The sequence below is a fragment of the Roseateles sp. genome (genome assembly GCF_036486225.1).
Classification (GTDB): Bacteria; Pseudomonadota; Gammaproteobacteria; order Burkholderiales; family Burkholderiaceae_C; genus Roseateles.
Window position 1 is genome coordinate 1 of sequence record NZ_DASVNZ010000258.1, and the last position, 22,496, is coordinate 22,496.

Sequence of the window (22,496 nt, forward strand, 5' to 3'; positions counted from 1 at the left end):
GATCGATCCGGACAAGACCATCGCCGCGCCGACCTCGGACGCGGGCGACGGTCCGGCCAAGGTCGGCCAGATCGTGCAGGCTTCGTTCAAGGGCGGCAACGCCAACGGCAAGCGCCTGATGCTGATCGCCCACATGGACACCGTCTACCAGCGCGGCGGCCTGAAGCAGCAGCCCTTCCGCATCGACGGCAACCACGCCTACGGCCTGGGCATCGCCGACGACAAGCAGGGCGTCGCCACCATCCTGCATGCGCTGGCGATGCTGAAGTCGGTCGGTTTCAAGGACTACGCCGAGATCACCGTGCTGATCAACGGCGACGAGGAGATCGGCTCTCCGGGCTCGAGCCCGCTGATCACCAAGCTCGGCGGCGAGCACGACGCGGTGCTGTCCTTCGAAGGCGGCGGCGGCCCGACCTCGCCGGACACCATTCGCCTGGCCACCAGCGGCATCGCCTCCGTCGACCTCAAGGTCAAGGGACGTTCGTCTCATGCGGGCGCGGCGCCGGAAAAGGGCATCAACGCGCTGACCGAGCTGTCGCACCAGATCCTGCAGACGCGGGACCTGTCGGATCCGAAGCGCGGCCTGCACCTGAACTGGACGATGTCCAAGGCGGGCTCGGTGCGCAACGCGATTCCGGAGCGCGCCGAGGCCCAGGGGGACGCGCGCGCGGACCGCTTCTCCGACTTCGACGCCCTGGAGGCCGAGCTGCGCAAGCGCATCCAGAACAAGCTGGTCCCGGACGCGGAAGTGACCCTGAGCTTCAACCGCGGCCGCCCGCCGCTGGCGGCGACCGACGCCTCGCGAGCGCTGGCCGCGAAGGTCAAGGCGCTGGCCGACGAGCAGAAGCTGGAGCTCGTCGTGCGCGATCGCCCGACCGGCGGCGGCACCGACGCGGCCTATGCGTCGCTGGCCACGAAGGCGCCGGTGATCGAGGGCCTGGGCGTGCGCGGCTACGGCGCGCACAGCAGCGACAGCGAGTACGTCGTCGTCGACGCGATCGCCCCGAAGCTGGTGCTCGTCACGCGCCTGGTGATGGCCATCGGCAGCGGCAAGGCGCTCTGATCAGGCCTTCGGGTCAGGCCTTCGGGTAGAGCACCATCTGCGTGCAGCGGAACAGCGCGATCGTCTTGCCGTTGTGCGTGACGGTCGCGTCCCAGACTTGCGTGGTGCGGCCCATGTGGACGGCGGTGGCGAGGCACTCGATGACGCCGTCGCGGGCGGTGCCCAGGTGGTTGGACTTGAGTTCGACCGTGGTGAAGTTCTGCGCGCCCTCGGGCAGCGACGAGATGCAGCCGTAGCCGCAGCAGGTGTCGGCCAGCGTGACGACGCTGCCGGCATGCAGGTAGCCGTTGGGCGCCATGACCTGCTGGGTGACCGGCAGGCGCGCGAAGACGCGGCCCTTCTCGACCTCGACGATCTCGATGCCCATGTGGCCGGGCAGGCAGGCCGCGCCGCGCGCGTTGAAGTCCGTGATCATGTGATTCTGTGGTGCGGGTGATGCGAAGCCGGCATTGTCGTCGGCCTGTATCGGCGCATCGGCGGGCGGGCTGTTCCGGTGCGGGCGGGCGCGGCTGGGGATAATGAGCCGAGCCGATAGTCCAACGTGGAGTTCCCAGCATGTTCCAGCACGTCGACGCCTACGCGGGCGATCCCATCCTCAGCCTGAACGAGGCGTTCCAGAAGGATCCGCGCACGCAGAAGATCAACCTGTCCATCGGCATCTACTTCGATGACGACGGCCGCATCCCGATGCTGGACTCCGTGCGCCGGGCCGAACTGGCGGTGGTGGAACAGGCCGGCGCGCGGCCCTACCTGCCGATGGAGGGCGCGGCCAATTTCCGCACCGAGGTGCAGAAGCTGCTCTTCGGCGCGGACAGTGAGGCGCTGCAGAGCAAGCGCGTCGCGACGATCCAGGGCGTGGGCTCGTCGGGCGGGCTGAAGGTCGGCGCGGACTTCATCAAGCGCTACTTCCCCGACAGCGCGATCTACCTGAGCGACCCGACCTGGGACAACCACCGCGCGGTCTTCGAGGGCTCCTACATCGAGTGCCGCAGCTACCCGTACTACGACGCCCAGACCGGCGGCCTGCGTTTCGACGCGATGCTGCAGGCGCTGTCGGAAGCGCCGGCGCGCAGCGTCGTGCTGCTGCACGCGTGCTGCCACAACCCGACCGGCGTGGATCTGTCGCAGTCGCAATGGGACGCCTTGATCCCGGTGCTGAAGGAGCGCGAGCTGATCGCCTTCCTGGACCTGGCCTACCAGGGCTACGGCGACGGGCTGGAGCAGGACACCTTCGCGATCCGCGCGCTGGCCGCGGCGGGCCTGAGCTTCTTCGTCGCCAACAGCTTCTCCAAGAACATGAGCCTCTACGGCGAGCGCTGCGGCGCGTTGTCGGTGGTGTGCCCGGACGCGGCGCAGGCGGCCAACGTGCTGGGGCAGCTGAAGTTCACCATCCGCCGCAACTACTCGAACCCGCCGATGCACGGCGGCCAGGTCGTGGCCAAGGTGCTGGGCGACCCGGCGCTGCGCGCGCTGTGGGAAGGCGAGGTCGAGGAGATGCGTGAGCGCATCCTGGCGATGCGCAACGCGTTGTTCGAGGTGGTGTCGGCCAAGGTGCCGGGCCGCAACTTCGACTATTTCCTGAAGCAGCGCGGCATGTTCAGCTACACCGGCCTGACGCCGGAGCAGGTGGATCGTCTGCGCGAGGAATTCGGCGTCTACATCCTGCGCTCCGGCCGCATGTGCATCGCGGGCCTGAACACGCGCAACGTCGAAGCCACCGCGAACGCGATGGCGGCTGTCCTCGCCTGAGAACGAGGCGCCTCGGTCCCCCTGGAGAGGGACGACCGGGCCCCCTTTGCGCAGGTATTAGGAGGAATTTGCCGGCTTTGCCGGCAAGGGGGACTTCGCTCGGACTCAAACAGTCCTGAGGACTGTTTGAGCCTAGCGAAGGCCTGGGCCCTCTGGGCCCAGGCACGGAGCAAAGGGGGCCCGGTTGGCCCTCTCGCGCTCGGTGCCACCCAGGCACTCCTCTTGCGCGCATTCAACAAGGTTATGGGTAGCGGCACCGCTTTCATTGGCTGAGGGTGTCGTGAATCCGTAACCTCCCGGACCATTCAAGAATGAATTCGTCCGGGATGAAGCAGCTAGTCGTGATCGGTGGGGGCGTCGTGGGCGTCACCACCGCCTGGGCCCTGGCGGAGGCGGGGCATCGGGTGACGCTCGTGGAGCGTGAGGCCACGCTCGGCACTGGCGCGAGCCGTGCGAACGGCGGGCAGCTCAGCTACCGCTATGTGTCGCCGCTGGCCGACGCGGGCGTGCCGCTGAAGGCCTTGCGCTGGCTGCTCGATCCGGATGGACCCTTGCGCTTCAAGCCGGACGGCACGACGGCGCAATGGCGCTGGCTGGCCTCGTTCCTGGCGCACTGCCGCGGTCCGGTCAACCAGCGGACCACCGAGCGCCTGCTCGAGTTGGGCGCCTTCAGCCAGCAGTGTTTCGGCGAGTTGCAGCGGCACGCGGCGCTCGATGCCATCGCGCTGCGCACGCCGGGCAAGCTGGTCGTGTACCGCAAGGCCGAAGAGTTCGCCCGTGTCGCCGCGCGCACACCCGCCGGCGGGCCGGAGCGGGCGCTGACCCGCGATGAATGCGTCGCGATCGAGCCTTCGCTCGGCGACGGCGGCGCCCAGTGGCTGGCCGGCGGGATCTTCACCTCCGGCGAGGCGGTGGCCGATTGCCACGCGCTCAGCGTCCAGTTGGGCGAGCGGCTCGCCCGCCATCCGAATTTCCGAGGCCGGGTGAAGGCCAACGCCACCGGCTTCGTCGTCGAGGGCGACCGCGTCGTCGCGCTCAGGACGGACCAGGGCGACATGGTCGCCGACGGGATCGTGCTGGCCGCCGGCCTGCAGAGCGCGGCGCTGGCGGAGCTCGTCGACCTGCGGCTGCCGCTGTACCCGCTGAAGGGCTACAGCCTGTCCGCGCCGATCAACGGCGTGCACCGTCCGCCGACGGTCAGCGTCACCGACTTCGAGCGCAAGACGCTCTACGCCCGCATCGGCGACCAGCTGCGCGTGGCGGCGATGGTGGACCTCGTCGGCGACGACACGAGCATCGATCCGAAGCGCCTGGCGGCCTTGCAGCGCAACGTGCGCGAGACCTTCCCGAGGGCGGCGGACTACGACCGCGCCGTGCCCTGGGCCGGCCTGCGCCCGGCGACGCCGAGCGGCGCGCCCATGCTCGGCGAGACGCCGCTGCGCGGGCTGTGGCTGAATGTCGGCCATGGCGCCCTGGGATTCACCTTCTCGTTCGGCTCGGCCCGCATCGTGGCCGACCTCATCTCCGGCAAGCCCAGCCCGATCGCGCTGGACGGGCTGCAGCTCCGCGCCGCCTGAGGGCCCGCAATGACGGCGGCCCTCAAGCCCGTCGCGCTGGACGCCGCTTCGCTGGCCGAGGCGCTGCGGACGGCGGTGCTCGCGCAGGACTTCGGCGCCACGCTGGATCCGCAGGACGAGGGGCGCCCGATCCGGCACTTCCCGAGCATCGATCTCGCCGTCGTCGCGTTCCCGGAGAAGGGCACGCCGGTCGCGGCGAACGTGCTGTTCTCGCGCGAGCATCCGCAGGGCCTGGTCGCCGATATCGCGCCGGGTGCGGGGCCTGTGCGCAACATCCGGTTCCTGGCCGACCAACGCGATGCCGAGGGCAACTCGATCGCATGGCGGCCGGCGTCGGACTGGTCCGCGATGGACTGGACCCCGCTGGCCGGCGAGGTGGGCGAGGGCGGCGGCCGCGTGGTGGCGCCATACCCGGCGTCGCTCCTGAAGCTGATGCTGCTGGCGGGCGTGGGGCGGCTCGTCGATCAAGGGCGGGCGGGCTGGTGGCAAGCGCTGACCTATGCCGGTCGTGAGCGCGCCGTGTCCGACTGGGCCTACGACATGGTCACGTGGAGCAGCAACGAGGCGACCTCGGCGCTGGTCACGCTGATGCATGCGGCCGGTGCCATCCGTCGCGATGGCGGTCGCGAGGTGCGCAACGAGCTGCACACGCTGTTTGCCGCGCTCGGTCTGACGACGCTGCGCTTCGCCAACACGACGGCGGAGGGCGGCTGGGGCAATGGGTCGGGATCCGGCGTCGGCCAGATCCAGATGACCGCGTGGGACACGGTGCGGTTGCTGTGGTGGCTGGATCCGGTGGCGCCGCGCGCGCCGTGGCTGCGCGCCGATGCGCCGCGACTGTCGCCCGAGAGTCGCAACCAGGCGATGCACGCCTTGCAGGATCAGGCGCTGCATCAGGTGCTGTCGAGCGGCGCGCTCGGCGGCGTGCTCGGCTGGGTGCCGGGGCTGCCGGCGCGCCTGCCGAGTCGCTGGCTCATGCCGGACGGCGGGCTACACGCGGGCGAGGTCTCGCTGCCCGGGGACCTGCGGCGTTTCGCCACCGGCGGCGAAGTCTGGTTCGCGCACAAGACGGGCAACACCGAGAACTACACCTCCGACGCGGGGATCGTCCGCGGCATCCTGCCCCGGCGCCGGCATTACCTCATCGCGCTGCTGAGCAACCTCGGCTCGCGCTACGCGCCGCATCCCAGTTGCTCCACGACCTGGCGCATCCCGGCGCTCGGCGCCGCGGTCGATGCGCGGATGGCGACCTGGCTGGAGTCCTGATCGATGGCTGACGACACCTTCCTGCTGCCCCCGCTGCCCGAGCGCGCCTGCCTCGGGGTGATCGCGCCCGCAGGACCGCCGAGGGACGGCACGCTCGAGCGCGTGGTGCCGCTGATCGAGCGTCTGGGCTTTCGCGCGAAGCTCTTCCCGAGCTGCCACGGCCCGGCGTTCCTCGGCCACCTGGCGGCGGACGATGGACGTCGACTCGCCGACCTGCATGAGGCGTTGGATGATCCTCAAGTCGATGCAGTGATCGGCCTGCGCGGTGGTTATGGCTGCCTGCGTCTGCTCGACCGCATCGATCGCGCGCTGCTGCGCCGATCGACCAAGCCGTTGATCGGCTACAGCGACCTGACGGCGCTGCACGCACTGCGCCAACAGCTCGGCATGGCGGGCTGGCATGCGCCCATGCCGGCTTCGGACTGGCACAAGGGCGACGCCGGCTGGGCCGATGCCGTCGCATTGGCCGAGCGGCTGCGCCGTGGCCTGCGCGTGGGTGAGTCACTCGGACCGGCGCTCGCGCCGCATGCGCTGAATCGCGGCTCGACGCCGGTGCGCGGCGTGCTGAGCGGCGGCAACCTGGCGGTGCTCGTCGCGCTGATGGGCACGCCCTTCATGCCGGATCTGCGCGGCGCGGTCCTGTTCCTCGAGGACATCGGCGAGGATCCCTACAAGATCGACCGCCTGTTGTGCCAGCTACGTCTGGGCGGCGCGCTCGACGACATCGCCGGCGTGCTGCTCGGCAGCTTCACCGATGCCGACTCGCCCGACGAGGTGCTCGCCGACTACTTCGGCGATCTCGGCATTCCGGTCCTCGCCGGCTGGCCGAGCGGCCACACGACGCCCAACCTGCCGCTGCCGATCGGCGTCGCGGTGACCTTGGATCCGGGCGAGAGAACGCTCAGGGCCTGAGCGGTTCGCCTCCCCCATTGGAGGGCCGCCTTCAGGACGAATCAGTCCTGGGCATGACCTGTCACTCAGGCCTCTCGCAACCGTGCGAAGAGGTCGATGTGGCGAATGCCGTTTATCTGGTCGAAGGCTTTCAACGGTGGATGCGCAAGCAGGAGATGCGCAGACGCGGACCTGTGCCGCGCCGTGGCGGAAATGGAACGTGGGCTGATCGATGCAAATCTCGGTAGTGGACTCTTCAAGAAACGGATCGGACGATCCGGGGCCGGCAAACGCGATGGGTATCGCGTGATCGTCGCCCATCGACAAGACGCTCCGTGGTTCTTCCTCGAAGGCTACGCCAAGAACGTTGTCGCCAACATCGAAGCATGGAGGCTCGACAGTTGCAAGCAAACGAACGCTCTCCTGAAGGAGATGGGCGCCGATCAATTGGCGAATGCCGTCGAATCAGGATTCTTGAAGGAGGTGATCTGTGATGCGCAAGCGCAAGTGCGACTCGATTGACCGAATGGTGAAAACCGGACGAGCCATGCACGCTCGCGGGTGGGTGAGCGACGAACGAATGACACGTCTGGCATGGTGCGGCATGCCACCCCCCGCGCCTCTGACGCCAGAGGAGGTTCGAGCCATCCGAGAGGCGGAGGATCTGAGCATTTACACCTTCGCCAACATGCTCAACACAACGGCACGCCTGCTGCGACGGTACGAGCAGGGAATCACTCGTCCCACCGGGCCGGTCCTGCGCCTGTTGCACGCGATCCGGGAACAGGGCATGGGGCGAGTGTTCCCATTGACTCCGCACGTTCTGGGGGACAAGGCGTAAAAAAAGCCCGCCGGTCTCCCGGCGGGCTTGGTGTCCGATGGCCCGCCGCGCGAGGCGGCAGGCTGCGCCTGATCAGAAGAACTTGTAGTCCAGGCCCAGCGTGAACGACCGTCCGCGCGGGTCGGCCACACGCGGCTCCCACGAGCTGCCCGAACCGGTGTTGGTGTCGTAGCTGTTCGCGAACGGCGGGTCCTGGTCGAAGATGTTCTTCACGCCCACGGTGACCGTCAGGTTCTTGATGCCGCTGTAGGCCACGCTGGCGTGGTGCAGGTAGTACGGCTTGACCCAGGGATCGAAGGCCGGCGTCGACGCGTTGCCGTTGGCCACGCCCGGCGGGACATAGCCGTAGTAGCCGGTGCTGTACTGCTGGCGCAGCGACCAGGCCCAATCGCCATACGTGTAGGTGATGTACGCGCTGTGCTTCCAGCGGATGCCCAGCTCGCTCGAGCGCGTGAACTGGCCGATCTCGCTCGGGCCGAAGGCCACGTTGTCCAGCAGCTTGGAACGCTTCTTCAGCAGGTAGGTGCCGTCCAGCCCGCCGCTCAGGCGGCCGCCGTTCATCGGCGTGCTGCCGCGCAGCGACAGCTCCAGGCCGCGTGTCTGCGTCTCGCCGGTGTTCACCCACCGCGTGTCCACGGTCTGCAGCACGCCGTTGGCGTCGCGCAGGAAGGCCTGCGGGAACAGCTGGTAGTTGTTCAGGATCTGCGTCAGCGTCAGGCTCTGGATCTGGCCGTCACGACGGATGTCCCACAGGTCCACCGAGGCGCTGAAGTCCTTCACCGGTTGCCACACGAAGCCGATGTTGGACATCTTCGACTCTTCCGGCTTCAGGTCCGCACGGCCGCCGAACAGCGTGTTGAAAGTGACCGCCTGGCAGCCCGGCGCGTTGCTCACCACGTTGCCCGGGCAGGTCGACGGATCCGGCACGCCCGCACCGGTGTACGGCGATTCGGTCACGCCGTTGAACAGCTGGTTGAAGGTCGGCACGCGGAAGCCGGTGCTGTACGACGCGCGGAACACCAGGCTGTCGATCGGCTGGTAGCGGATCGAGGCCTTGGGGTTGGTCGTGCTGCCGAAGCCGGTGTACTTGTCGTAGCGCACCGAGAGGTTCAGGTCCAGGTTCTTGACGATCGGGATGATGGTCTCGCCGAAGATCGCGCCCACCTTGCGCTTCACGCCGCTCAGCGCATTCACGTTGTCGAACGGCGCGTTGAAGATCCAGGTGTTGATGTCGTTGGTGTTGACCGTCTGGTTGCCGTCGAAGCGGTACTTCTCGATCCGGTAGTCCACGCCCACCGCGCCCATCACGTCGCCGGCCGGCAGCTTGAACAGCGGGCCGGAGGCGGTCGCGTCGTACTCGTCGGTCGTGTACTTGCCGCCGTAGAGCTTGGTGCCTTCGGCCGAGATCGCGTCCAGCGCCGCCATGGCGGCCGGCGTCTGCGACTGACCCGCGAGCAGGAACGGGTTGAGCACGCCGGTGTTGATCAGGTTGGCCAGGCCGACCCAGTTCTGGTAGCCGGTGCCCAGCACCGAATTGCTCTTGCTGAAGGCCTGCGACGCGCCGACCTTGTAGTCCCAGTCCTTGAGGAAGGGCAGCGGGCCGTCCATGCTCACCAGGTAGCGGCCGGTGTCCGTGGTGGTCTCGAACTCACGCTGGCCGCATTCCATGCAGCGCCAGCGGAAGGCCAGCGGCTTGCCGGCCTGCGAGGCCAGCGACGGGAAGGCGCCGACCAGCGCGTTCCACACGGTCTGGTAGCTGGCGCCGCTCGACGGGTAGGCCAGGCTGCGGAAGGGGCTCGGCACGGCCGTGCCGTTGGGCAGGGTGATGGTGGCCGTGGCGCTGCCGCTGCTGATCTGGTTGGCCGAGAAGATCTTCTGCGACTCCGACTTGCCCAGCAGCACTTCGCCGGTCAGCGTGTGCTCGCCCAGCTTCAGCATGCCGCGCGTGACCAGGTTGGTGTTCTTCACCGGCTGCTGGATCACTGCGGCCTTGCCCGAGTCCCAGGCGCAACCGAACTGGTTGGCCGGCGACGCGGCGGCGGAGTTCCACAGCTTCTCGGCGTAGGGCGCCATGCCCGGCTGCGAGGCGCAGCCCGCGCCGCCGGGCAGGTCCAGGATGTTGGCGCTGGTCAGGGCCACGCCGTTGTAGACCGGCGGCGTGATCGTGGGCGAGAAGAAGACCGTCGCGAACGGCGTGCCGCGCGTGTCCGGGGACAGGCCGCGGTCGGGCTGGAAGCTGTTGACGAAGTCGCGCTGCGAGCCGTCCAGGCGCTTGTTGTCCGTCATGGACAGCACGGCCATGACGTTGAAGCCGTCCTTGTCGATGTTGCCGATGCCGCCGGTCACCGAGCCGCGGTAGATGTTGCCGCCGCTGTGCTGCGTGACGTCGGAGAAGCCGCTGACGGTCAGGCCGGTGTAGTCCTTGCGCAGGATGAAGTTGATGACGCCGCCGACGGCGTCGGTGCCGTAGGTCGACGAGGCGCCGTCCTTCAGCACTTCGACGCGCTCGATCGCGGCCATCGGGATCTGGTTCAGGTCGACGACGCCGCCGTTGAGGCCGTGCGCGGCGATGCGCCGGCCGTTCAGCAGGATCAGCGTCGCGTTGGCGCCCTGCAGGCGCAGGTTGGCGGAGGTCGCGCCGTTGTTGCCGCGGGACTGGCCCGAGACCACGTCCGCGTTGGAGGCCAGGTTGTCCAGGCCGTTGCCGTTGGAGGAGAGCGTGGCGATCAGCTGCTCGGCCGACACGATGCCCTGGCGGTCCAGGTCGCGGCGCGAGATGGTCTGCACGGGCAGCGCGCCCTCGTCCTGGATGCGCTTGATGCTCGAGCCGGTGATCTCCACCCGCTCGATCTTCTGGACTTCCTGCGACCAGGCCGCCGCGTGGGCGCCCAGTCCCACCACGACGAGGCAGCGGGCGAGTTGATTCAGTTTCACGACCTTCTCCTTGTTAACCGGTCCGGCGTCCTGGGAACGCCTCCAACGACTGGGGCCGTCCGATGCGGGGGCGACCCTTGGGGTGTTGCTGTGTTGCGAGCTGTGAACGATCTTCAAGCACGAGCGGTTTTGACCGTCATAGGAACGTCACCCATTTGTTGTTTCCGTCCCGATGAATGCTTGTCTCGCGCGTATAACCTGCGGGAATGCAGCGGGGCGGCGAATATACAGTCGCTGCTCATGCGAGCCCCCTCCGCCCTCCTGCCCGTCCTTCTGGTTCTGGTCGCCGCGCTCGCCACGAGCGGCTGCGCCACCCTCGTCGACACCCCGCCCGCGCCGGTCGAGACCGCGCTGCGCCAGGCCGGCGTGCCGGCCTCGTCGCTGGCGGTGGTGGCCTATCCGCTGGACGCGCCCGGTACCGGGCTGCGCCTGAACGCGGACCGGCCGATGGCGCCGGCCTCGACGATGAAGACGATCACCGCGGTGGTGGCGCTGGACCGGCTCGGTCCCAACAGTCGGGGACAGACCCAGCTGCTGGCCTCGGGTGCGCTCCGCGACGGCCGTCTCGAAGGGCCGCTGGTGCTGAAGGGCGGTGGTGATGCGGACCTCGATTGGCCCGCGTTGTGGGCGATGTTGCGCGAGCTGCGCGAGCGTCACGGCGTGCGCGAGCTGGCCGGCGGGATCGTCGTCGATCGCGGTCTGTTCAACCCGGCGCGGCCGGACATCGGCGCGCCGCGTTTCGACGAGCAGGCCGAGTTTCCGTACAACGTGATCCCCGATGCGCTGCACCTCAACGGCAGCCTGCTGCAGTACGACTTCTGGTCCGACGACCGCGGCCTGACGGTGCGGCCGTATCCGCAGTTCGGCGGGCTGGCGATCGACACGAGCGCGGTGCTGCTGAACGACAAGCCCTGCAAGGACTGGGACGACGACTGGAAGCCGTCGCGCTTCGAGGCGCTGCCCGAGGGCGGCGGACGACTGGTGTTGGCGGGCGGATTCCCGCGCGGGTGCCAGGTCTCGCAGTCGCTCAACGTGCTGGACCGCCAGTGGGAAACGGCGCAGGCGCTGCGGCAGTTGTGGGGCTCGCTCGGCGGCACGCTGTCGGGCGAGATCCGCGAGGGCGCGACGCCTGAAGGCGCCCGCGTGCTGGCGCAACACCGCGACCGCCCGCTGGCCGAGCTGCTGCGGCCGGTCATGAAGTCCTCGGACAACGCGCTGGCGCGGATGCTGTTCCTGCGGCTCGGCGCGTCGGCGGCCCAGCCCGGCGAGGACACCCGCGAAGCCGCCGCGCGCGTGGTGCGCGAGTGGTTCGCCGCGCAGAAGATCGACACGGCGGGCCTGGCGCTGGAGAACGGTTCCGGCCTGTCGCGCAGCGAGCGCGCTTCGGCCGCGCAGATGGCGGCGATGCTGCAGGCGTCGGCGCGCGGCGCGCACGGTCCGGAGCTGCTGGCCACGTTGCCGGTGGCGGGCGTCGACGGGACGCTGTCGCGTCGCTTCAAGGGTACGGCCGCCGAAGGCCGTGCGCGGATGAAGACCGGCACGCTGCGCGACGTCGTGGCGCTGGCCGGCTTCGTGCCGGACTCGACCGGCAAGACCTGGATCGTGGTCGCGATCGTCAACGACGATCAGGCGGCGAAGGCGCGTCCGGCGATCGATGCGCTGGTGGACTGGGTGGCGCGGCGCTGAATGAGCGTCCACGCCGGGTGAATCGCGCGCCGCTTGCCGCAGCGGAAGGACGCATTGAGTCGAATCCGCGGACCGGGCATCCGACGCCCGTCAGCGGCGGCGGCGACGACCTCGCAGGCCGTCGCGGTCCTCATAGCGGTTCGCGCCCTTCTTCTTGCGCGAGGGCCAGTCGCAGCCGCAGTCGCAGCAGTTGGCGTAGTCGCACACGGTGCGCGGACTGACGCCGCAACCGCAGCCGTCGCCTCGGGGGCCGGATGGCCCGTCGCATCCCGCGCAACCGTGGTGACCGTCGCAAGGCAGGTCCGGCGCGCAACCGAGGTCGCAATCGCCGCGCTGCGCGGCGGGCAGACGACGGCGTTCTGCCACCGCCGAGAGGTCCGCCTGCTGTCGCCGGTGAGCCTCGTGGACCGCGCCGCAACGCGCCATCCGCTCGCGCAGCAGCGGGAGCCCGTCCCAGACGCCGAAGCGCCGGATCACGCGGTGCCCGAGCGCCGAGCAACCCGCGCAACCGGTGTGCACGCGATAGGCGCAGTGGAAGCCCTTGTGCGGCGAGATCCAGCGTTGGTAACCGCGGATGGCGGCGAGCGCGAGCCAGCGCAAGACCATCGGCCCGGGGACCCTCAGAGTACGGCCGGCGACAACAGTCGCAGCGTGCCGGCGCGCGCGTCCATCTCGGCGGGCTGACCGACGGGGACGGTGAACTTGCGCTTGATGTGGCCGATCATCGCGCCGCGGTAGACGGGCACGTTCAGCGGCAGGAAGTAGTCGTCGAAGACCTCGTCCAGCGTGAGCGTGCCGAAGTTGCCGTCGCCCGGTCCGCACTGCGTGAACTTGCCCAGCACGACGCCGGCCAGTTGGTCGAGCGCGCCGCACAGGCGCAGTGTCGACAGCATGCGGTCGACGCGGTAGATGTACTCGTTGATCTCTTCCAGGAAGAGGATCGCGCCGCGCGTGTCCGGGAAGAAGGGCGAGCCCGCCAGCGAGCTCAGCACCGCCAGGTTGCCGCCGACCAGCGGGCCGCGCGCGAGGCCCGGACGCAGCGTGCTGATGCGGTCCTCGCGCTGGACGAGGTGGGCGCCGCGCTCGCCCTGCGGGTTCTGCAGCAGGTCCGCCTGCGCGTCCATCGCGACGGCGCGGAAATGCTGGATCGAGAACTCGTTCCACTCCGAGCCCGCGACCGGGCAGTGGAAGGTGATCAGCCCCGTCTGCCGGTGGACGGCGTTGACGAGGCTGGTGAGGTCCGAGAAGCCGCCGAAGAACTTCGGCTTGCGGCGGATCAGCGCGTAGTTCAGCTTGTCGACGATGCGGTTGCAGCCTGAGCCGCCCGTCAGCGCGAGGACGCCGGCGACCTCGTCGTCGGCAAAGAAGTCGTTGATGTCCGACGCGCGTTGCACGTCGGTGCCACCGAACTGGCCGTAGCGCCCGCGCACGTTGGCGCCGAGCTTGACCTTGAAGCCGAGCGCCTCGAGCGACTCGACGGCGATCTCCAGCGGCTCACGCTCGTAGGTCGCGTTGGCGGGGCTGACGAGGCCGATCGTGTCGCCGACCTTCAGCCGGCGCGCGCGCAACGGCTCGGGGGCCGCCGTGGCGCGGGCAGGCGCGGCAGCCTGCGCCGCAGGCAATGCACCGAGCGCGCTGGCCGCGGCGGTGGCGGCGCCGGTAAGGATCTGTCGACGGGAAGCAGTCATGGATTCTCCGGAAGGCGCTCAGATCACCAGCGGCAGCTCGCGGCGGACGCGTTCCCGGTCGCCGAAGTCGAAGTGCCACCACTCGGTACTGATGGTCTGGAAGCCGGCGTGGCGCATGGCCGCGCGCAACCAGCCGCGGTGTCGGAGCTGGTCCGCGGTCAGGCCGCCGGTGGCGAGCTGCTCGGCCTCGAACTCGGGGTGCGAGGCCGGCGTCATCTCGTCGAAGCCGGTGCCCATGTCGAGCTCGCGGCCCTCGGCGTCGAGCAGCGTGACGTCGACCGCCATGCCGAACGAATGGATCGAGCGTCGCGCCGGATGCGCGAGGTACTTGGTCAACGGCGTGCCTTCGAGCTCTGCCCACAGCGCTTCCTGCACGCGTTGCGGCCGCAGCGCGTCCAGCACGACCAGCGTCACACCGGGGCAGTGACGGCCGAGGTAGGCGGCAGCCTCGGCGACGGCGTCCGCGGATTCACGGCGCAGGTACGCGCAGTCCAGCCCGCCGTAAACGTTGCGGCCGACGAAGTTGTCGGGTGTCGCGTAGCGCAGGTCCACCGCGATGCCGGGGACGGTCAGCAGCGCGCGGAACTCGGCGTGCGAGGCGATCTCCTCGCAGGGGATGGGCGGGGGAGGGGCGTTGGCGACGGAGGCGTCCGGAGTCATGGCAGGGCAAGGTGAAGCCGAAGGGAGCCGGAAGATCAGACGCCGGAGCGCGTCACTCCAGGCTCTCGAGGTTGGCGCGGGCGGCGTCCCGCAGGTAGGTGACCAGCCGGCGCGCGGCCTGCGCCAGCGGCGCGCTGGCGGAGGTCAGCAGGTACAGCTGGATGCTCATGGCCGGCGCCAGCGGCCGGACCTTCACGCGCGTGCGGTCGGCCGACGCGGCGGTGAAGGGATCGACGGCGGTCATGCCGACGCCCGCCTCCACCAGCGCGCGGGCGAGCTGGTAGGTCTGGACCGTGATGCGGCTGTCGAGGTGGCGACCTTCGGCCTCGCTGGCGTTGTGCAGCATGTGGCCGAGCGGGTCGTCCTCGGCCATCGCGATCAGCTCGGACTGGATCTCCTCCAGCGGCAGCGGGCCGGCGCCTTGGGCCTCGGGACTGTGCAGGGGGCACAGCGCCATCATCGTGCCGCTGGCCAGCACCTCGGCCTTGATGCCGGGGTGGCGCGGGTCCTGCAGGCTGAGCGCGAGGTCGGCTTCGCCGAGCAGCAGCGCGGAGACGATCTCGCGCGTGTGGTTCGTGCTGAGCTGGCAGCGGCTGCGCGGGAAGGCCTGCGCCCAGTGCGTCATCGCCGCCGGGATCACCGAGGCGCCCAGCGTCGGCGTGGCCATCAGGCGCAGCGATTCGGATTCGCCGCTGCGCAGGTTGGCGGCCAGGCGCCGGATCGCGACCAGGTCGCGGTTGAGCTTGTCGATCTCGACGAACAGGCGCTGTGCTTCCGGTGTCGGATAGAGCTTGCCGCGGACGCGGTCGAACAGCGGCATGCCGAGCTGCAGCTCGCAGTGCTGCAGCACCTTGGTCACGGCGGGCTGGGAGATGTGGAGCAGCTGCGCCGCGCCGCTGATCGTGCCGGCCTGCATGATCGCGTGGAAGACTTCAATATGGCGAAGCCTCATGTCGGCCCCCCGTCCGACGGGTACGTCGTCCGACCCCCCGTGGGGGCCCGGCCCGGCTTGGGGCGGCCCGGCGCTCGGGCCGGCGCGCTGAGAAGGAGGGGAGGCTTATTCACGATAGACGTTCTCAAAGACGACACCCCCGTTCGGCTGCATCTTGAAGCCGCGCAAGTCCTTGCTGGTGGGGATGTACACCGTCGAGTGTGCCATCGTGATCCACGGGCGTTCCCGCTTGAAGATCTCCTGGGCCTGCTCGTAGAGCGCGATGCGCTTGCCCTGATCGGCCGTGGCGCGCGCCGCATCGATGTGGCGTTCGAATTCCTGGTTGCAGAACTTCACGCCCGACTTGTTGGTCGCGCAGCTGAGGTTGGGCGTCAGGAAGTCGTCGGCGTCGCCGCTCTCGCCGGACCAGCCGCTCATGTAGACCGTGTGCTCGCCGGCGTTGGCGCGCTTGAGGTACTCGCCCCATTCGTAGGTGCGGATCTGCGCGCGCACGCCGATGCGGGCCCAGTCCTGCTGGATCAGCTGCGCCATCAGCTGCCCGTTCGGATTGGTGGGGCGTGTCACGGGCAGTGCCCACAGATCGAGGTCCAACCCGTCCGGGAAACCGGCCTGCTTGAGCAACGCCTTGGCGCGGTCCGGGTTGTATTCGTTCTTGATCGACTTGTTGTAGCCGGGGATCGCGGGCGGGAAGGGGTTCACCGCCTGCATCGCATCGCCGCGGGGGAACAGGGCGCGGAAGATCGCGTCTCGGTCGACCGAGATGTCCAGCGCCTCGCGCACCAGGCGGTTGTCGGTCGGCGGCTTGCGCAGGTTGAAGGACAGGTAGGAGATGTTGAGCGCCTGGATCTTCTCGAGCTTGATGCGCTCCGGATGGCGATCGATCGCGGCGACGTCGATGTCGCGCAGCGGCGAGGTGATCTGGCACTCGCCGGCGAGCAGCTTCTGCACGCGCACCGGCGCTTCTCGGCTGATGGTGAAGATCAGCTTCTGCGTCTTCTGCGGCTCGCCCCAGTAGTCGGGGTTGCCTTCCATGCGGACGACATCGTCCTTGGCATAGCTGCGGAAGCGGTACGGGCCGGTGCCGATGGGCAGGCGGTTGATCTGCGCGGCCTTGCCTTCGCGCAGCAGCTGGTTCCCGTACTCCGCCGACTGGATGCCGGCGAAGGCCATCGCGAACCAGGTGACGAAGGTGACGTTGGGCCGGGTCAGCGTGAAGCGGACGGTGCGGTCGTCGAGCTTCTCCATCTTCGCGATCGCCTTGGCCAGGCCGAGGTTCTGCGGATAGACGAAGTTGGCCGGGAAGGCCTTGTTGAACGGGTGCTCGCGGTCGAGGAAACGGCCGAAGGTGAAGAGCACGTCATCGGCGTTCAGCGTGCGGGTCGGCGTGAACCAGGGGCGGGTGTGGAAGCGGACGTTTTCGCGCAGCGTGAAGGTGAACTCGCGGGCGTCGGGACTGATGGTCCAGCTCGTCGCGAGGGCCGGTTGCAGCGCGGTGCCGCCGCGCTCGAAGCGCACCAGGCCCTGGAACATCTGGTTGTTGACGTTGTTCGTGCTGGCCGAATCCCATAACCCCGGGTCGAAGCCCTCGGGGCTGGCGTCGGTGCAGTACACGAGCGGCTTGACCGCGGCGGCGCCGGCCGCGTGAGCGGCGGGAAGCGCGGCGGACAGGAGCAGAGCCAGCGAGAGGGGGAGGACTGAGCGCATCGGGAGGAGGGCAAGCCGCGCATTGTCGAAACGCCGCTTCCCAGGTCACAACTGAAATGGGCGGGTTGGACCATAACACTGGGTTATGCGGCTTGGCCGATGCCACTCAAAGGTCGTGGACGTCAACCTCGACAGTCTCAGCCTTGCCTTTCCAACGTGCAAGCGCGATTGCCGCATCACGCTCGTCCACCAAGTCGTCGATGTACGCCATCAGCGCCTCGTGGAGTTCGGGAGTCAATGCATAGAAGATCGGTCGCCCGACCCGATGAACGATGACTGGACCAGACTCCTTGAACGCCAATGAGCCTTCAGGATCACGAGCGAATTTGAAGAAGGGAAGGGTTGTGAACGAGCTCATCGCTCTCCTTTGACGTCTGTGTGCGCCTGCGCGTTGGCGGCGGGTCATTGGAGAGGCGAGTCTCGCGGATCGCAATGGCCTTCAACGGCTGTTTAGATCACATCGCAAGCCACGAGCCGCCCGTCGATCTCCCTCAACTCCGGCCGCACCTCCGCGCAGCGCGCGACGGCCATCGGGCAGCGTTGATGGAACGCGCATCCCGTCGGCGGCTTCAGCGGGCTGGGCAGCTCGCCGTGGATGCGGATGCGCTGGCGGCGGTCGGCCGGGCGCAGCGCCGGCGTGGCGCTGATCAGCGCCTGCGTGTACGGGTGCAGCGGCTTGGCGAAGAGCCGGCGCTTGTCGCCGTGCTCCACCACGCGGCCGAGGTACATCACCATCACCTCGTCGGCCACATGCTCCACCACCGCCAGGTTGTGCGAGATGAACACGTAGCCCGTCCCGAACTCCTCCTGCAGGTCCATGAAGAGATTCAGGATCTGTGCCTGGATCGACAGGTCCAGCGCCGACGTCGGCTCGTCCGCGACGACGATGCCCGGCTGCATCACCATCGCCCGCGCGATCGCGCTGCGCTGACGCTGGCCGCCCGAGAACATGTGCGGGTAACGCTGCAGATGTTCCTGGCGCAGACCGACTTTCGCGGCCAGCGCCTCGATGCGCTCCTGCCGTTCGGCGCGGCTCAGCGGCGTGTTGATGACCAGTGGCTCCGCCAGCGTCGAGGCGATCGTCTTGCGAGGATTCAACGCCGCATACGGGTTCTGGAACACCATCTGCACGTCGCGTCGCAGGTCCTTGCGTGTCGATGCGTCGGCCGCGTCGCGACCGTGGATGCGCAGATCGCCGGAGGTCGGCGTCTCGATCAGCGTCAGCGCCCGCGCCAGCGTGGACTTGCCGCAGCCCGATTCGCCGACCACCGCCAGCGTCTTGCCCGGTGCCAGCGAGAAGCTGACGCCGTCCAGCGCACGCACTGTCGCCTTCGGCGCGAACCAGCCACGGCTCACGCGGTAATGCCGCGCGAGGTCGCGCGCCACCAGCAGCGGCGACGCACCCGCGCCCGTGGTAGCAGGCTTGTCCGGCAGGGCGCTCATGCGACGGACTCCTCGATCAGCGGATAGAAGCAGCGCACGCCGTCGACGACGTCCGGACGTGCCTCGCGGCAGTGCGGCTGCACGCGCGCGCATCGCGGCGAGAACAGGCATCCCGTCGGCCGGTCCAGCGCGCCGGGCACGATGCCAGGCAGCGCCTGCAGCCGGCTCGCGCCGCGGTTGTGCTCCGGGATCGCCGCCATCAGCGCGGCCGTGTACGGATGCTTCGGCGCTTCGAAGACTTCGGGCAGCGTGCCCGTCTCCACCACCTGGCCCGCGTACATGACGGCGACGCGCTGCGCCATCTCCGCCACCACGGCCAGGTCGTGCGTGATCATCACCAGCGCCATGCCCTGCTCGCGCTGCAGGCGCAGCAGCAGGTCCATGATCTGCGCCTGGATCGTCACGTCGAGCGCCGTCGTCGGCTCGTCGGCGATCAGCAGCTTCGGGGAACATGCGATCGCCAGCGCGATCATCACGCGCTGGTTCATGCCACCGGACAGCTCGTGCGGATAGGCCTTCAGCCGGCTCGCGGCGTCGGGGATCTCGACCTGCTCCAGCAGCTCCTTCGACCGTTGACGCGCCGCGGCGCCGCGCAGACCGAGGTGGGTGTTCAGCACTTCTTCCAGCTGGTGGCCGACGGTGTAGCTCGGGTTGAGGCTGGCGAGCGCGTCCTGGAACACCATCGCGATGTCCTTGCCGATCAGCCGGCGTCGCTGCGAAGCGCTCATGCCCAGCAGGTCCTGACCTTGGAAGCGCAGCGCCGTCGCGCTCACCTGTCCGGGCGGATCGATCAGGCCCATCAGCGCCATCATGCTCACGGACTTGCCAGAGCCGGACTCGCCGACGATGCCCAGCACCTCGCCCGGCGCGAGGTCGAGGTCGACGCCGTCCACCGCCGGGAACGCGCCGAAGCGCACGCGCAGATCGCGGATCTCCAGCATCACGACACCCTCTTCAGGCGCGGATCGAGCGCATCGCGCAGCCCGTCGCCCATCAGGTTGACGCTCAGCACCGACAGCAGGATCGCCAGGCCCGGCAGCGTCACCACCCACGGTGCGCGGACGATGTAGTCGCGCGCCGACGAGAGCATCGTGCCCCACTCCGCCATCGGCGCCTGCACGCCCAGGCCGAGGAAGCCGAGACCGGCCGCCTCGAGGATCGCCGCCGAGAAGCTCAGCGACGCGTTGACGATCAGCGGTGCCGTGCAGTTCGGCAGCACCGCCGAGAACATCAGCCGCCAGGTCGACGCGCCGGCCACGCGGCTGGCGGTGACGTAGTCCTTGCCGAGCTCCGCGAGCGCCGCGGCGCGCGTGAGCCGGACGTACTCCGGCAGGCTGCCGACGGCGATCGCGATCACCGTGTTCGTCAGGCCCGGGCCGAGCACGGTGATCACGCAGATCGCCAGCAGCAGGCCTGGCAGCGCGAGCATCACGTCCATCACGCGCATGACGACCGGCGCGAGCAGCCGTTGATGGAAAGCGGCCAGCAGCCCCAGGAGCACGCCAGGGATCAGCGAGAGCACCACCGACGCCAGGCCGATGCCCAGCGACACCCGCGCGCCGTGCAGCAGGCGCGACAGCAGGTCGCGGCCGAGTTCATCGGTGCCGAGCAGGAAGCGGGCTTGTCCGCCGTCCATCCAGATCGGCGGCGTGAGCATGTGCTCGCGGTACTGCCGCACCGGATCGTGCGGCGCGATCCAGGGCGCCAGCAGCGCCGCCAGCGCGAGCAGCGTGAAGACGACCAGCGCGACCAGGGCGCCGCGGTTGGCGGAGAAGCCGCGCCAGAACTCGGCGAAGGGGCCGGGCGGAGCGATCGTCGGCGTCGTCGCCGGAACGGAGGGCAGGGTGCTCATGTCGATGTCATCCCTGCCATGTCCGCCGCCGGGCCGCCCCCAAGGCGGACTGCGCCCCTCGGGGGCCGGAGCGGAGCGACTGGGGCCTCATTTTCTGATGCGCGGGTTCACCACGCCGTACAGCAGGTCCACCAGCAGGTTGACCGCGATGAAGGTGCAGGCCGAGATCAGGATCCCCGCCTGCACGACCGGATAGTCGCGTCGCGCGATCGCGTCGATCAGCCACTTGCCGATGCCCGGCCAGCTGAAGATGGTCTCGGTCAGCACCGCGCCCGCGAGCAGGCTGCCGACCTTCAGGCCGATCACCGTGATGACCGGGATCAGCGCGTTGCGCAGGCCGTGCACCAGCACCACCCGCGCCGGCGACAGGCCGCGCGCGCGGGCGCTGCGCATGTAGTCCTCGCGCAGCACCTCCAGCAGGCTGGAGCGCGTCATCCGCGCGATCACCGCCATCGTGCTGGTGCCCAGCACCAGCGCCGGCAACAGCAGGTGCCGCAGCGCCGAGCGCCACGCGCCCGCTTCATCGTGCAGCGCCGCGTCGATCAGCATGAAGCCGGTGACGCGCTGGACGTCGTACTCGACGGCGATGCGGCCCGACACCGGCGTCCAGCCCAGGCCGACCGAGAAGAACATGATGAGGATCAGCCCCCACCAGAACACCGGCATGGAGTAGCCCACCGTCGCCACGCCCATCACGCCCTGGTCCAGCAGCGAGCCGCGGCGCAGCGCCGCGCCGGTGCCCAGCGCCATGCCGACCACGATCGCCAGCAGCAGCGCGAACAGCGCCAGTTCCGCCGTCGCGGGGAAGAGCGCGAGGAACTCGTGCGACACCGGCTCGTGCGAGACCAGCGAGCGTCCCAGGTCGCCGTGCAGCAGGCCGCCGACGTAGTCCGCGTACTGGCGCCACAGCGGCTGGTCCAGGCCGAGCTCGTGCATCAGCCGCGCGTGGGTGGCGTCGTCGAGCGCGCGCTCGCCCATCATGATCGCGATCGGATCGCCCGGCACCAGCCGGATCAGGCCGAAGGCGACCAGCGTCACGCCGATCAGGGTCGGCAGCAACGAGGCCAGGCGGCGGAGCAGGAAGTTCAGCAAGGCGGGCGGCGGCGGGCGTGCGTGGCGGGATCGGTCGGGCGCATCAATACTCTGAACGCGGGCGGCTGTCCGCCGGCAGCGGCTTCTTCATCAACAGGCCGCCGGGCGTCGTGACGACCTCCAGCAGCGCGGCGGTCTCGGCGTCCATGTCGCCGGTGAAGTTGGTCGGGCGGTACTTCATCTGGAAGGTGCTGATCACCTCGCGCGTGGCGACGTCCAGCACGCCGGTCTGCGGCGTCTGGTAGCCCACCTGCGCCAGCCGCTTCTGGAACCAGGCCGCGTCCGGCACCGGGGCGACCTGGTAGATCGCCTGCTTGATCTGCACCTGCGCGGCGTCGGGCCAGGCGATCAGGCCGGCGTCGGCCAGCTGCTTCCAGGGGAAGGCCGGACCCGGATCCTGCTTGCGGCCGGGCGCGATGTCGTTGTGGCCGAGGATGCGGTCCGAGCGGATGCCGTGACGCGCGACGATCTCCTTGACCAGCTTGATCACGTCGTCGATCTGCGCCTGCGGATAGGGCGCGTAGACCCGGCCCATCGGCGTCTCGGTGAAGCCGGGGTTCACGATCTCGATGCCGATCGAGGCCGAGTTCAGGTTGGTCGCGCCGCCCCAGTAGCTGACGCCGCCGTGCCAGGCGCGGCGGTTCTCGTCGACCAGCTGGTAGACCTTGGACGGATTCTCCTGCACCAGATAATGGGCCGAGACCTTGCCGCCGGTGGTCAGCACCTTCATCGACTTCTCGAAGTCGATCACGGTGTAGTGAATGATCAGGAACTGCGCGCGGCTGTCCTGGTTCTCGGACACATGGGTGCGGTCGATCTGCAGCGTCGGCGTGGCGCAGGCCGCCAGCAGGGCGGCGGCGGCGAGGGTCAGGAGTTTGGTTTTCATGAGGCTTTTCATGACGCGAGGGCGGCCCGCCTCGCGGCGGCCAGGGCGGTGTCGGGTTGATGAACGGTGAGGGGCAGGTCTTGCGGCAGCGCGTCGCGCAGGCCGGCTTCGATCGCGGGATGCAGGTCCAGGACGCGTCCGGCCGCGCTGACGGGACGCGCGCCCAGCCGGCGCACCAGCGCCAGCGGCAGCCGGGCGAGCTCGCGACCGGC

The 22,496-nt window shown here is 69.2% G+C and carries 21 protein-coding genes and 1 pseudogene; 8 read left to right on the forward strand and 14 right to left on the reverse strand.

All coding sequences use genetic code 11. The annotated features are described in order from the left end of the window. Positions 1-1,063 (forward strand): glutamate carboxypeptidase (locus VF536_RS17135; protein WP_331616067.1); only part of this gene is annotated, 1,063 nt, incomplete at its 5' end. Positions 1,064-1,076: 13 nt separating this feature from the next. Here VF536_RS17135 and VF536_RS17140 read toward each other — a convergent pair. Beyond that, a complete protein-coding gene (locus VF536_RS17140) occupies positions 1,077-1,478 on the reverse strand; it encodes a PaaI family thioesterase (RefSeq protein WP_331616069.1) in 402 nt (133 codons plus the stop codon). 140 nt (positions 1,479-1,618) lie between these two features. Between VF536_RS17140 and VF536_RS17145 the strand changes: the two genes are divergently transcribed. From VF536_RS17145 to VF536_RS27740, 6 genes are all read left to right on the forward strand, one after another. Beyond that, positions 1,619-2,812: an aromatic amino acid transaminase gene (locus tag VF536_RS17145; protein ID WP_088405707.1), complete on the forward strand. Its 1,194-nt coding sequence runs from the start codon at positions 1,619-1,621 to the stop codon at positions 2,810-2,812. A gap of 284 nt (positions 2,813-3,096) precedes the next feature. Further along, positions 3,097-4,389, forward strand: a complete 1,293-nt coding sequence (locus tag VF536_RS17150; RefSeq protein ID WP_331616088.1) for a D-amino acid dehydrogenase — start codon at positions 3,097-3,099, stop codon at positions 4,387-4,389. A 9-nt stretch (positions 4,390-4,398) separates the two neighbouring features. Next, the gene (locus VF536_RS17155) at positions 4,399-5,655 is read left to right on the forward strand and encodes a serine hydrolase (RefSeq protein ID WP_331616070.1); all 1,257 of its coding nucleotides are present in this window, start codon (positions 4,399-4,401) and stop codon (positions 5,653-5,655) included. Between the two features lie 3 nt (positions 5,656-5,658). Further along, positions 5,659-6,567 carry an LD-carboxypeptidase gene (locus tag VF536_RS17160; protein WP_331616072.1) on the forward strand — a complete coding sequence of 303 codons (909 nt, stop codon included), beginning with the start codon at positions 5,659-5,661 and terminating at the stop codon, positions 6,565-6,567. A gap of 96 nt (positions 6,568-6,663) precedes the next feature. Beyond that, positions 6,664-7,068 (forward strand): type II toxin-antitoxin system RelE/ParE family toxin, encoded by a 405-nt coding sequence (locus VF536_RS17165; RefSeq protein WP_331616074.1) that lies wholly within the window; start codon positions 6,664-6,666, stop codon positions 7,066-7,068. Positions 7,069-7,150: 82 nt separating this feature from the next. Then, complete coding sequence (locus tag VF536_RS27740; protein WP_414710401.1) at positions 7,151-7,387, forward strand: helix-turn-helix domain-containing protein; 237 nt, start codon at positions 7,151-7,153, stop codon at positions 7,385-7,387. A gap of 72 nt (positions 7,388-7,459) precedes the next feature. On the opposite strand, the gene VF536_RS17170 is transcribed toward VF536_RS27740, so the two are convergent. After that, positions 7,460-10,321, reverse strand: coding sequence for a TonB-dependent receptor domain-containing protein (locus VF536_RS17170; RefSeq protein WP_331616075.1), 2,862 nt, complete (start codon positions 10,319-10,321; stop codon positions 7,460-7,462). Between the two features lie 240 nt (positions 10,322-10,561). On the opposite strand from VF536_RS17170, the gene dacB reads away from it, so the two are divergent. Then, positions 10,562-12,007, forward strand: a complete 1,446-nt coding sequence (gene dacB, locus VF536_RS17175) for a D-alanyl-D-alanine carboxypeptidase/D-alanyl-D-alanine endopeptidase (RefSeq protein ID WP_331616076.1) — start codon at positions 10,562-10,564, stop codon at positions 12,005-12,007. Positions 12,008-12,097: 90 nt separating this feature from the next. Here dacB and yidD read toward each other — a convergent pair whose 3' ends face one another. From yidD to VF536_RS17235, 12 genes and pseudogenes are all read right to left on the reverse strand, one after another. Beyond that, on the reverse strand, positions 12,098-12,613 hold the full coding sequence (gene yidD, locus VF536_RS17180) for a membrane protein insertion efficiency factor YidD (RefSeq protein ID WP_331616077.1): 516 nt from the start codon (positions 12,611-12,613) through the stop codon (positions 12,098-12,100). Positions 12,614-12,627: 14 nt separating this feature from the next. Continuing rightward, positions 12,628-13,695 (reverse strand): LD-carboxypeptidase, encoded by a 1,068-nt coding sequence (locus VF536_RS17185; RefSeq protein WP_331616078.1) that lies wholly within the window; start codon positions 13,693-13,695, stop codon positions 12,628-12,630. Positions 13,696-13,713: 18 nt separating this feature from the next. After that, positions 13,714-14,355: a M15 family metallopeptidase gene (locus VF536_RS17190; RefSeq protein WP_331616079.1), complete on the reverse strand. Its 642-nt coding sequence runs from the start codon at positions 14,353-14,355 to the stop codon at positions 13,714-13,716. Positions 14,356-14,407: 52 nt separating this feature from the next. Next, entirely contained in the window at positions 14,408-15,307 is a 900-nt protein-coding gene (locus VF536_RS17195) for a LysR family transcriptional regulator (RefSeq protein WP_331616080.1), read from the reverse strand. Between the two features lie 105 nt (positions 15,308-15,412). Then, positions 15,413-17,011, reverse strand: a complete 1,599-nt coding sequence (locus VF536_RS17200; protein ID WP_331616081.1) for an ABC transporter substrate-binding protein — start codon at positions 17,009-17,011, stop codon at positions 15,413-15,415. Between the two features lie 106 nt (positions 17,012-17,117). Then, entirely contained in the window at positions 17,118-17,369 is a 252-nt protein-coding gene (locus VF536_RS17205; RefSeq protein WP_331616082.1) for a hypothetical protein, read from the reverse strand. Positions 17,370-17,461: 92 nt separating this feature from the next. Next, on the reverse strand, positions 17,462-18,454 hold the full coding sequence (locus VF536_RS17210; protein ID WP_331616084.1) for a dipeptide ABC transporter ATP-binding protein: 993 nt from the start codon (positions 18,452-18,454) through the stop codon (positions 17,462-17,464). Beyond that, positions 18,451-19,395, reverse strand: coding sequence for an ABC transporter ATP-binding protein (locus tag VF536_RS17215; protein ID WP_331616085.1), 945 nt, complete (start codon positions 19,393-19,395; stop codon positions 18,451-18,453). Before VF536_RS17215 ends, VF536_RS17210 begins: the two co-directional genes overlap by 4 nt. Continuing rightward, a complete protein-coding gene (locus tag VF536_RS17220) occupies positions 19,395-20,306 on the reverse strand; it encodes an ABC transporter permease subunit (protein WP_414710400.1) in 912 nt (303 codons plus the stop codon). The genes VF536_RS17215 and VF536_RS17220 overlap by 1 nt, the downstream gene beginning before the upstream one ends. 87 nt (positions 20,307-20,393) lie before the next feature. Further along, positions 20,394-21,398 carry an ABC transporter permease subunit gene (locus VF536_RS17225; RefSeq protein WP_331616086.1) on the reverse strand — a complete coding sequence of 335 codons (1,005 nt, stop codon included), beginning with the start codon at positions 21,396-21,398 and terminating at the stop codon, positions 20,394-20,396. A 43-nt stretch (positions 21,399-21,441) separates the two neighbouring features. Next, positions 21,442-22,284, reverse strand: a complete 843-nt coding sequence (locus VF536_RS17230; RefSeq protein ID WP_331616087.1) for an N-acetylmuramoyl-L-alanine amidase — start codon at positions 22,282-22,284, stop codon at positions 21,442-21,444. A gap of 8 nt (positions 22,285-22,292) precedes the next feature. After that, positions 22,293-22,496: pseudogene (locus VF536_RS17235) on the reverse strand (ATPase); the annotation flags it as partial.

Excerpts from the sequence above, each read along its gene's own strand:
- VF536_RS17140 (WP_331616069.1), bottom strand. The coding sequence starts at position 1,478 with ATGATCACGGACTTCAACGCGCGCGGCGCGGCCTGCCTGCCCGGCCAC.
- VF536_RS17145 (WP_088405707.1), top strand. The coding sequence starts at position 1,619 with ATGTTCCAGCACGTCGACGCCTACGCGGGCGATCCCATCCTCAGCCTG.
- VF536_RS17155 (WP_331616070.1), top strand. The coding sequence starts at position 4,399 with ATGACGGCGGCCCTCAAGCCCGTCGCGCTGGACGCCGCTTCGCTGGCC.
- VF536_RS17160 (WP_331616072.1), top strand. The coding sequence starts at position 5,659 with ATGGCTGACGACACCTTCCTGCTGCCCCCGCTGCCCGAGCGCGCCTGC.
- VF536_RS17165 (WP_331616074.1), top strand. The coding sequence starts at position 6,664 with ATGTGGCGAATGCCGTTTATCTGGTCGAAGGCTTTCAACGGTGGATGC.
- VF536_RS27740 (WP_414710401.1), top strand. The coding sequence starts at position 7,151 with ATGCCACCCCCCGCGCCTCTGACGCCAGAGGAGGTTCGAGCCATCCGA.
- dacB (WP_331616076.1), top strand. The coding sequence starts at position 10,562 with ATGCGAGCCCCCTCCGCCCTCCTGCCCGTCCTTCTGGTTCTGGTCGCC.
- yidD (WP_331616077.1), bottom strand. The coding sequence starts at position 12,613 with ATGGTCTTGCGCTGGCTCGCGCTCGCCGCCATCCGCGGTTACCAACGC.
- VF536_RS17185 (WP_331616078.1), bottom strand. The coding sequence starts at position 13,695 with ATGACTGCTTCCCGTCGACAGATCCTTACCGGCGCCGCCACCGCCGCG.
- VF536_RS17190 (WP_331616079.1), bottom strand. The coding sequence starts at position 14,355 with ATGACTCCGGACGCCTCCGTCGCCAACGCCCCTCCCCCGCCCATCCCC.
- VF536_RS17195 (WP_331616080.1), bottom strand. The coding sequence starts at position 15,307 with ATGAGGCTTCGCCATATTGAAGTCTTCCACGCGATCATGCAGGCCGGC.
- VF536_RS17200 (WP_331616081.1), bottom strand. The coding sequence starts at position 17,011 with ATGCGCTCAGTCCTCCCCCTCTCGCTGGCTCTGCTCCTGTCCGCCGCG.
- VF536_RS17205 (WP_331616082.1), bottom strand. The coding sequence starts at position 17,369 with ATGAGCTCGTTCACAACCCTTCCCTTCTTCAAATTCGCTCGTGATCCT.
- VF536_RS17210 (WP_331616084.1), bottom strand. The coding sequence starts at position 18,454 with ATGAGCGCCCTGCCGGACAAGCCTGCTACCACGGGCGCGGGTGCGTCG.
- VF536_RS17215 (WP_331616085.1), bottom strand. The coding sequence starts at position 19,395 with ATGCTGGAGATCCGCGATCTGCGCGTGCGCTTCGGCGCGTTCCCGGCG.
- VF536_RS17220 (WP_414710400.1), bottom strand. The coding sequence starts at position 20,306 with ATGAGCACCCTGCCCTCCGTTCCGGCGACGACGCCGACGATCGCTCCG.
- VF536_RS17230 (WP_331616087.1), bottom strand. The coding sequence starts at position 22,284 with ATGAAAACCAAACTCCTGACCCTCGCCGCCGCCGCCCTGCTGGCGGCC.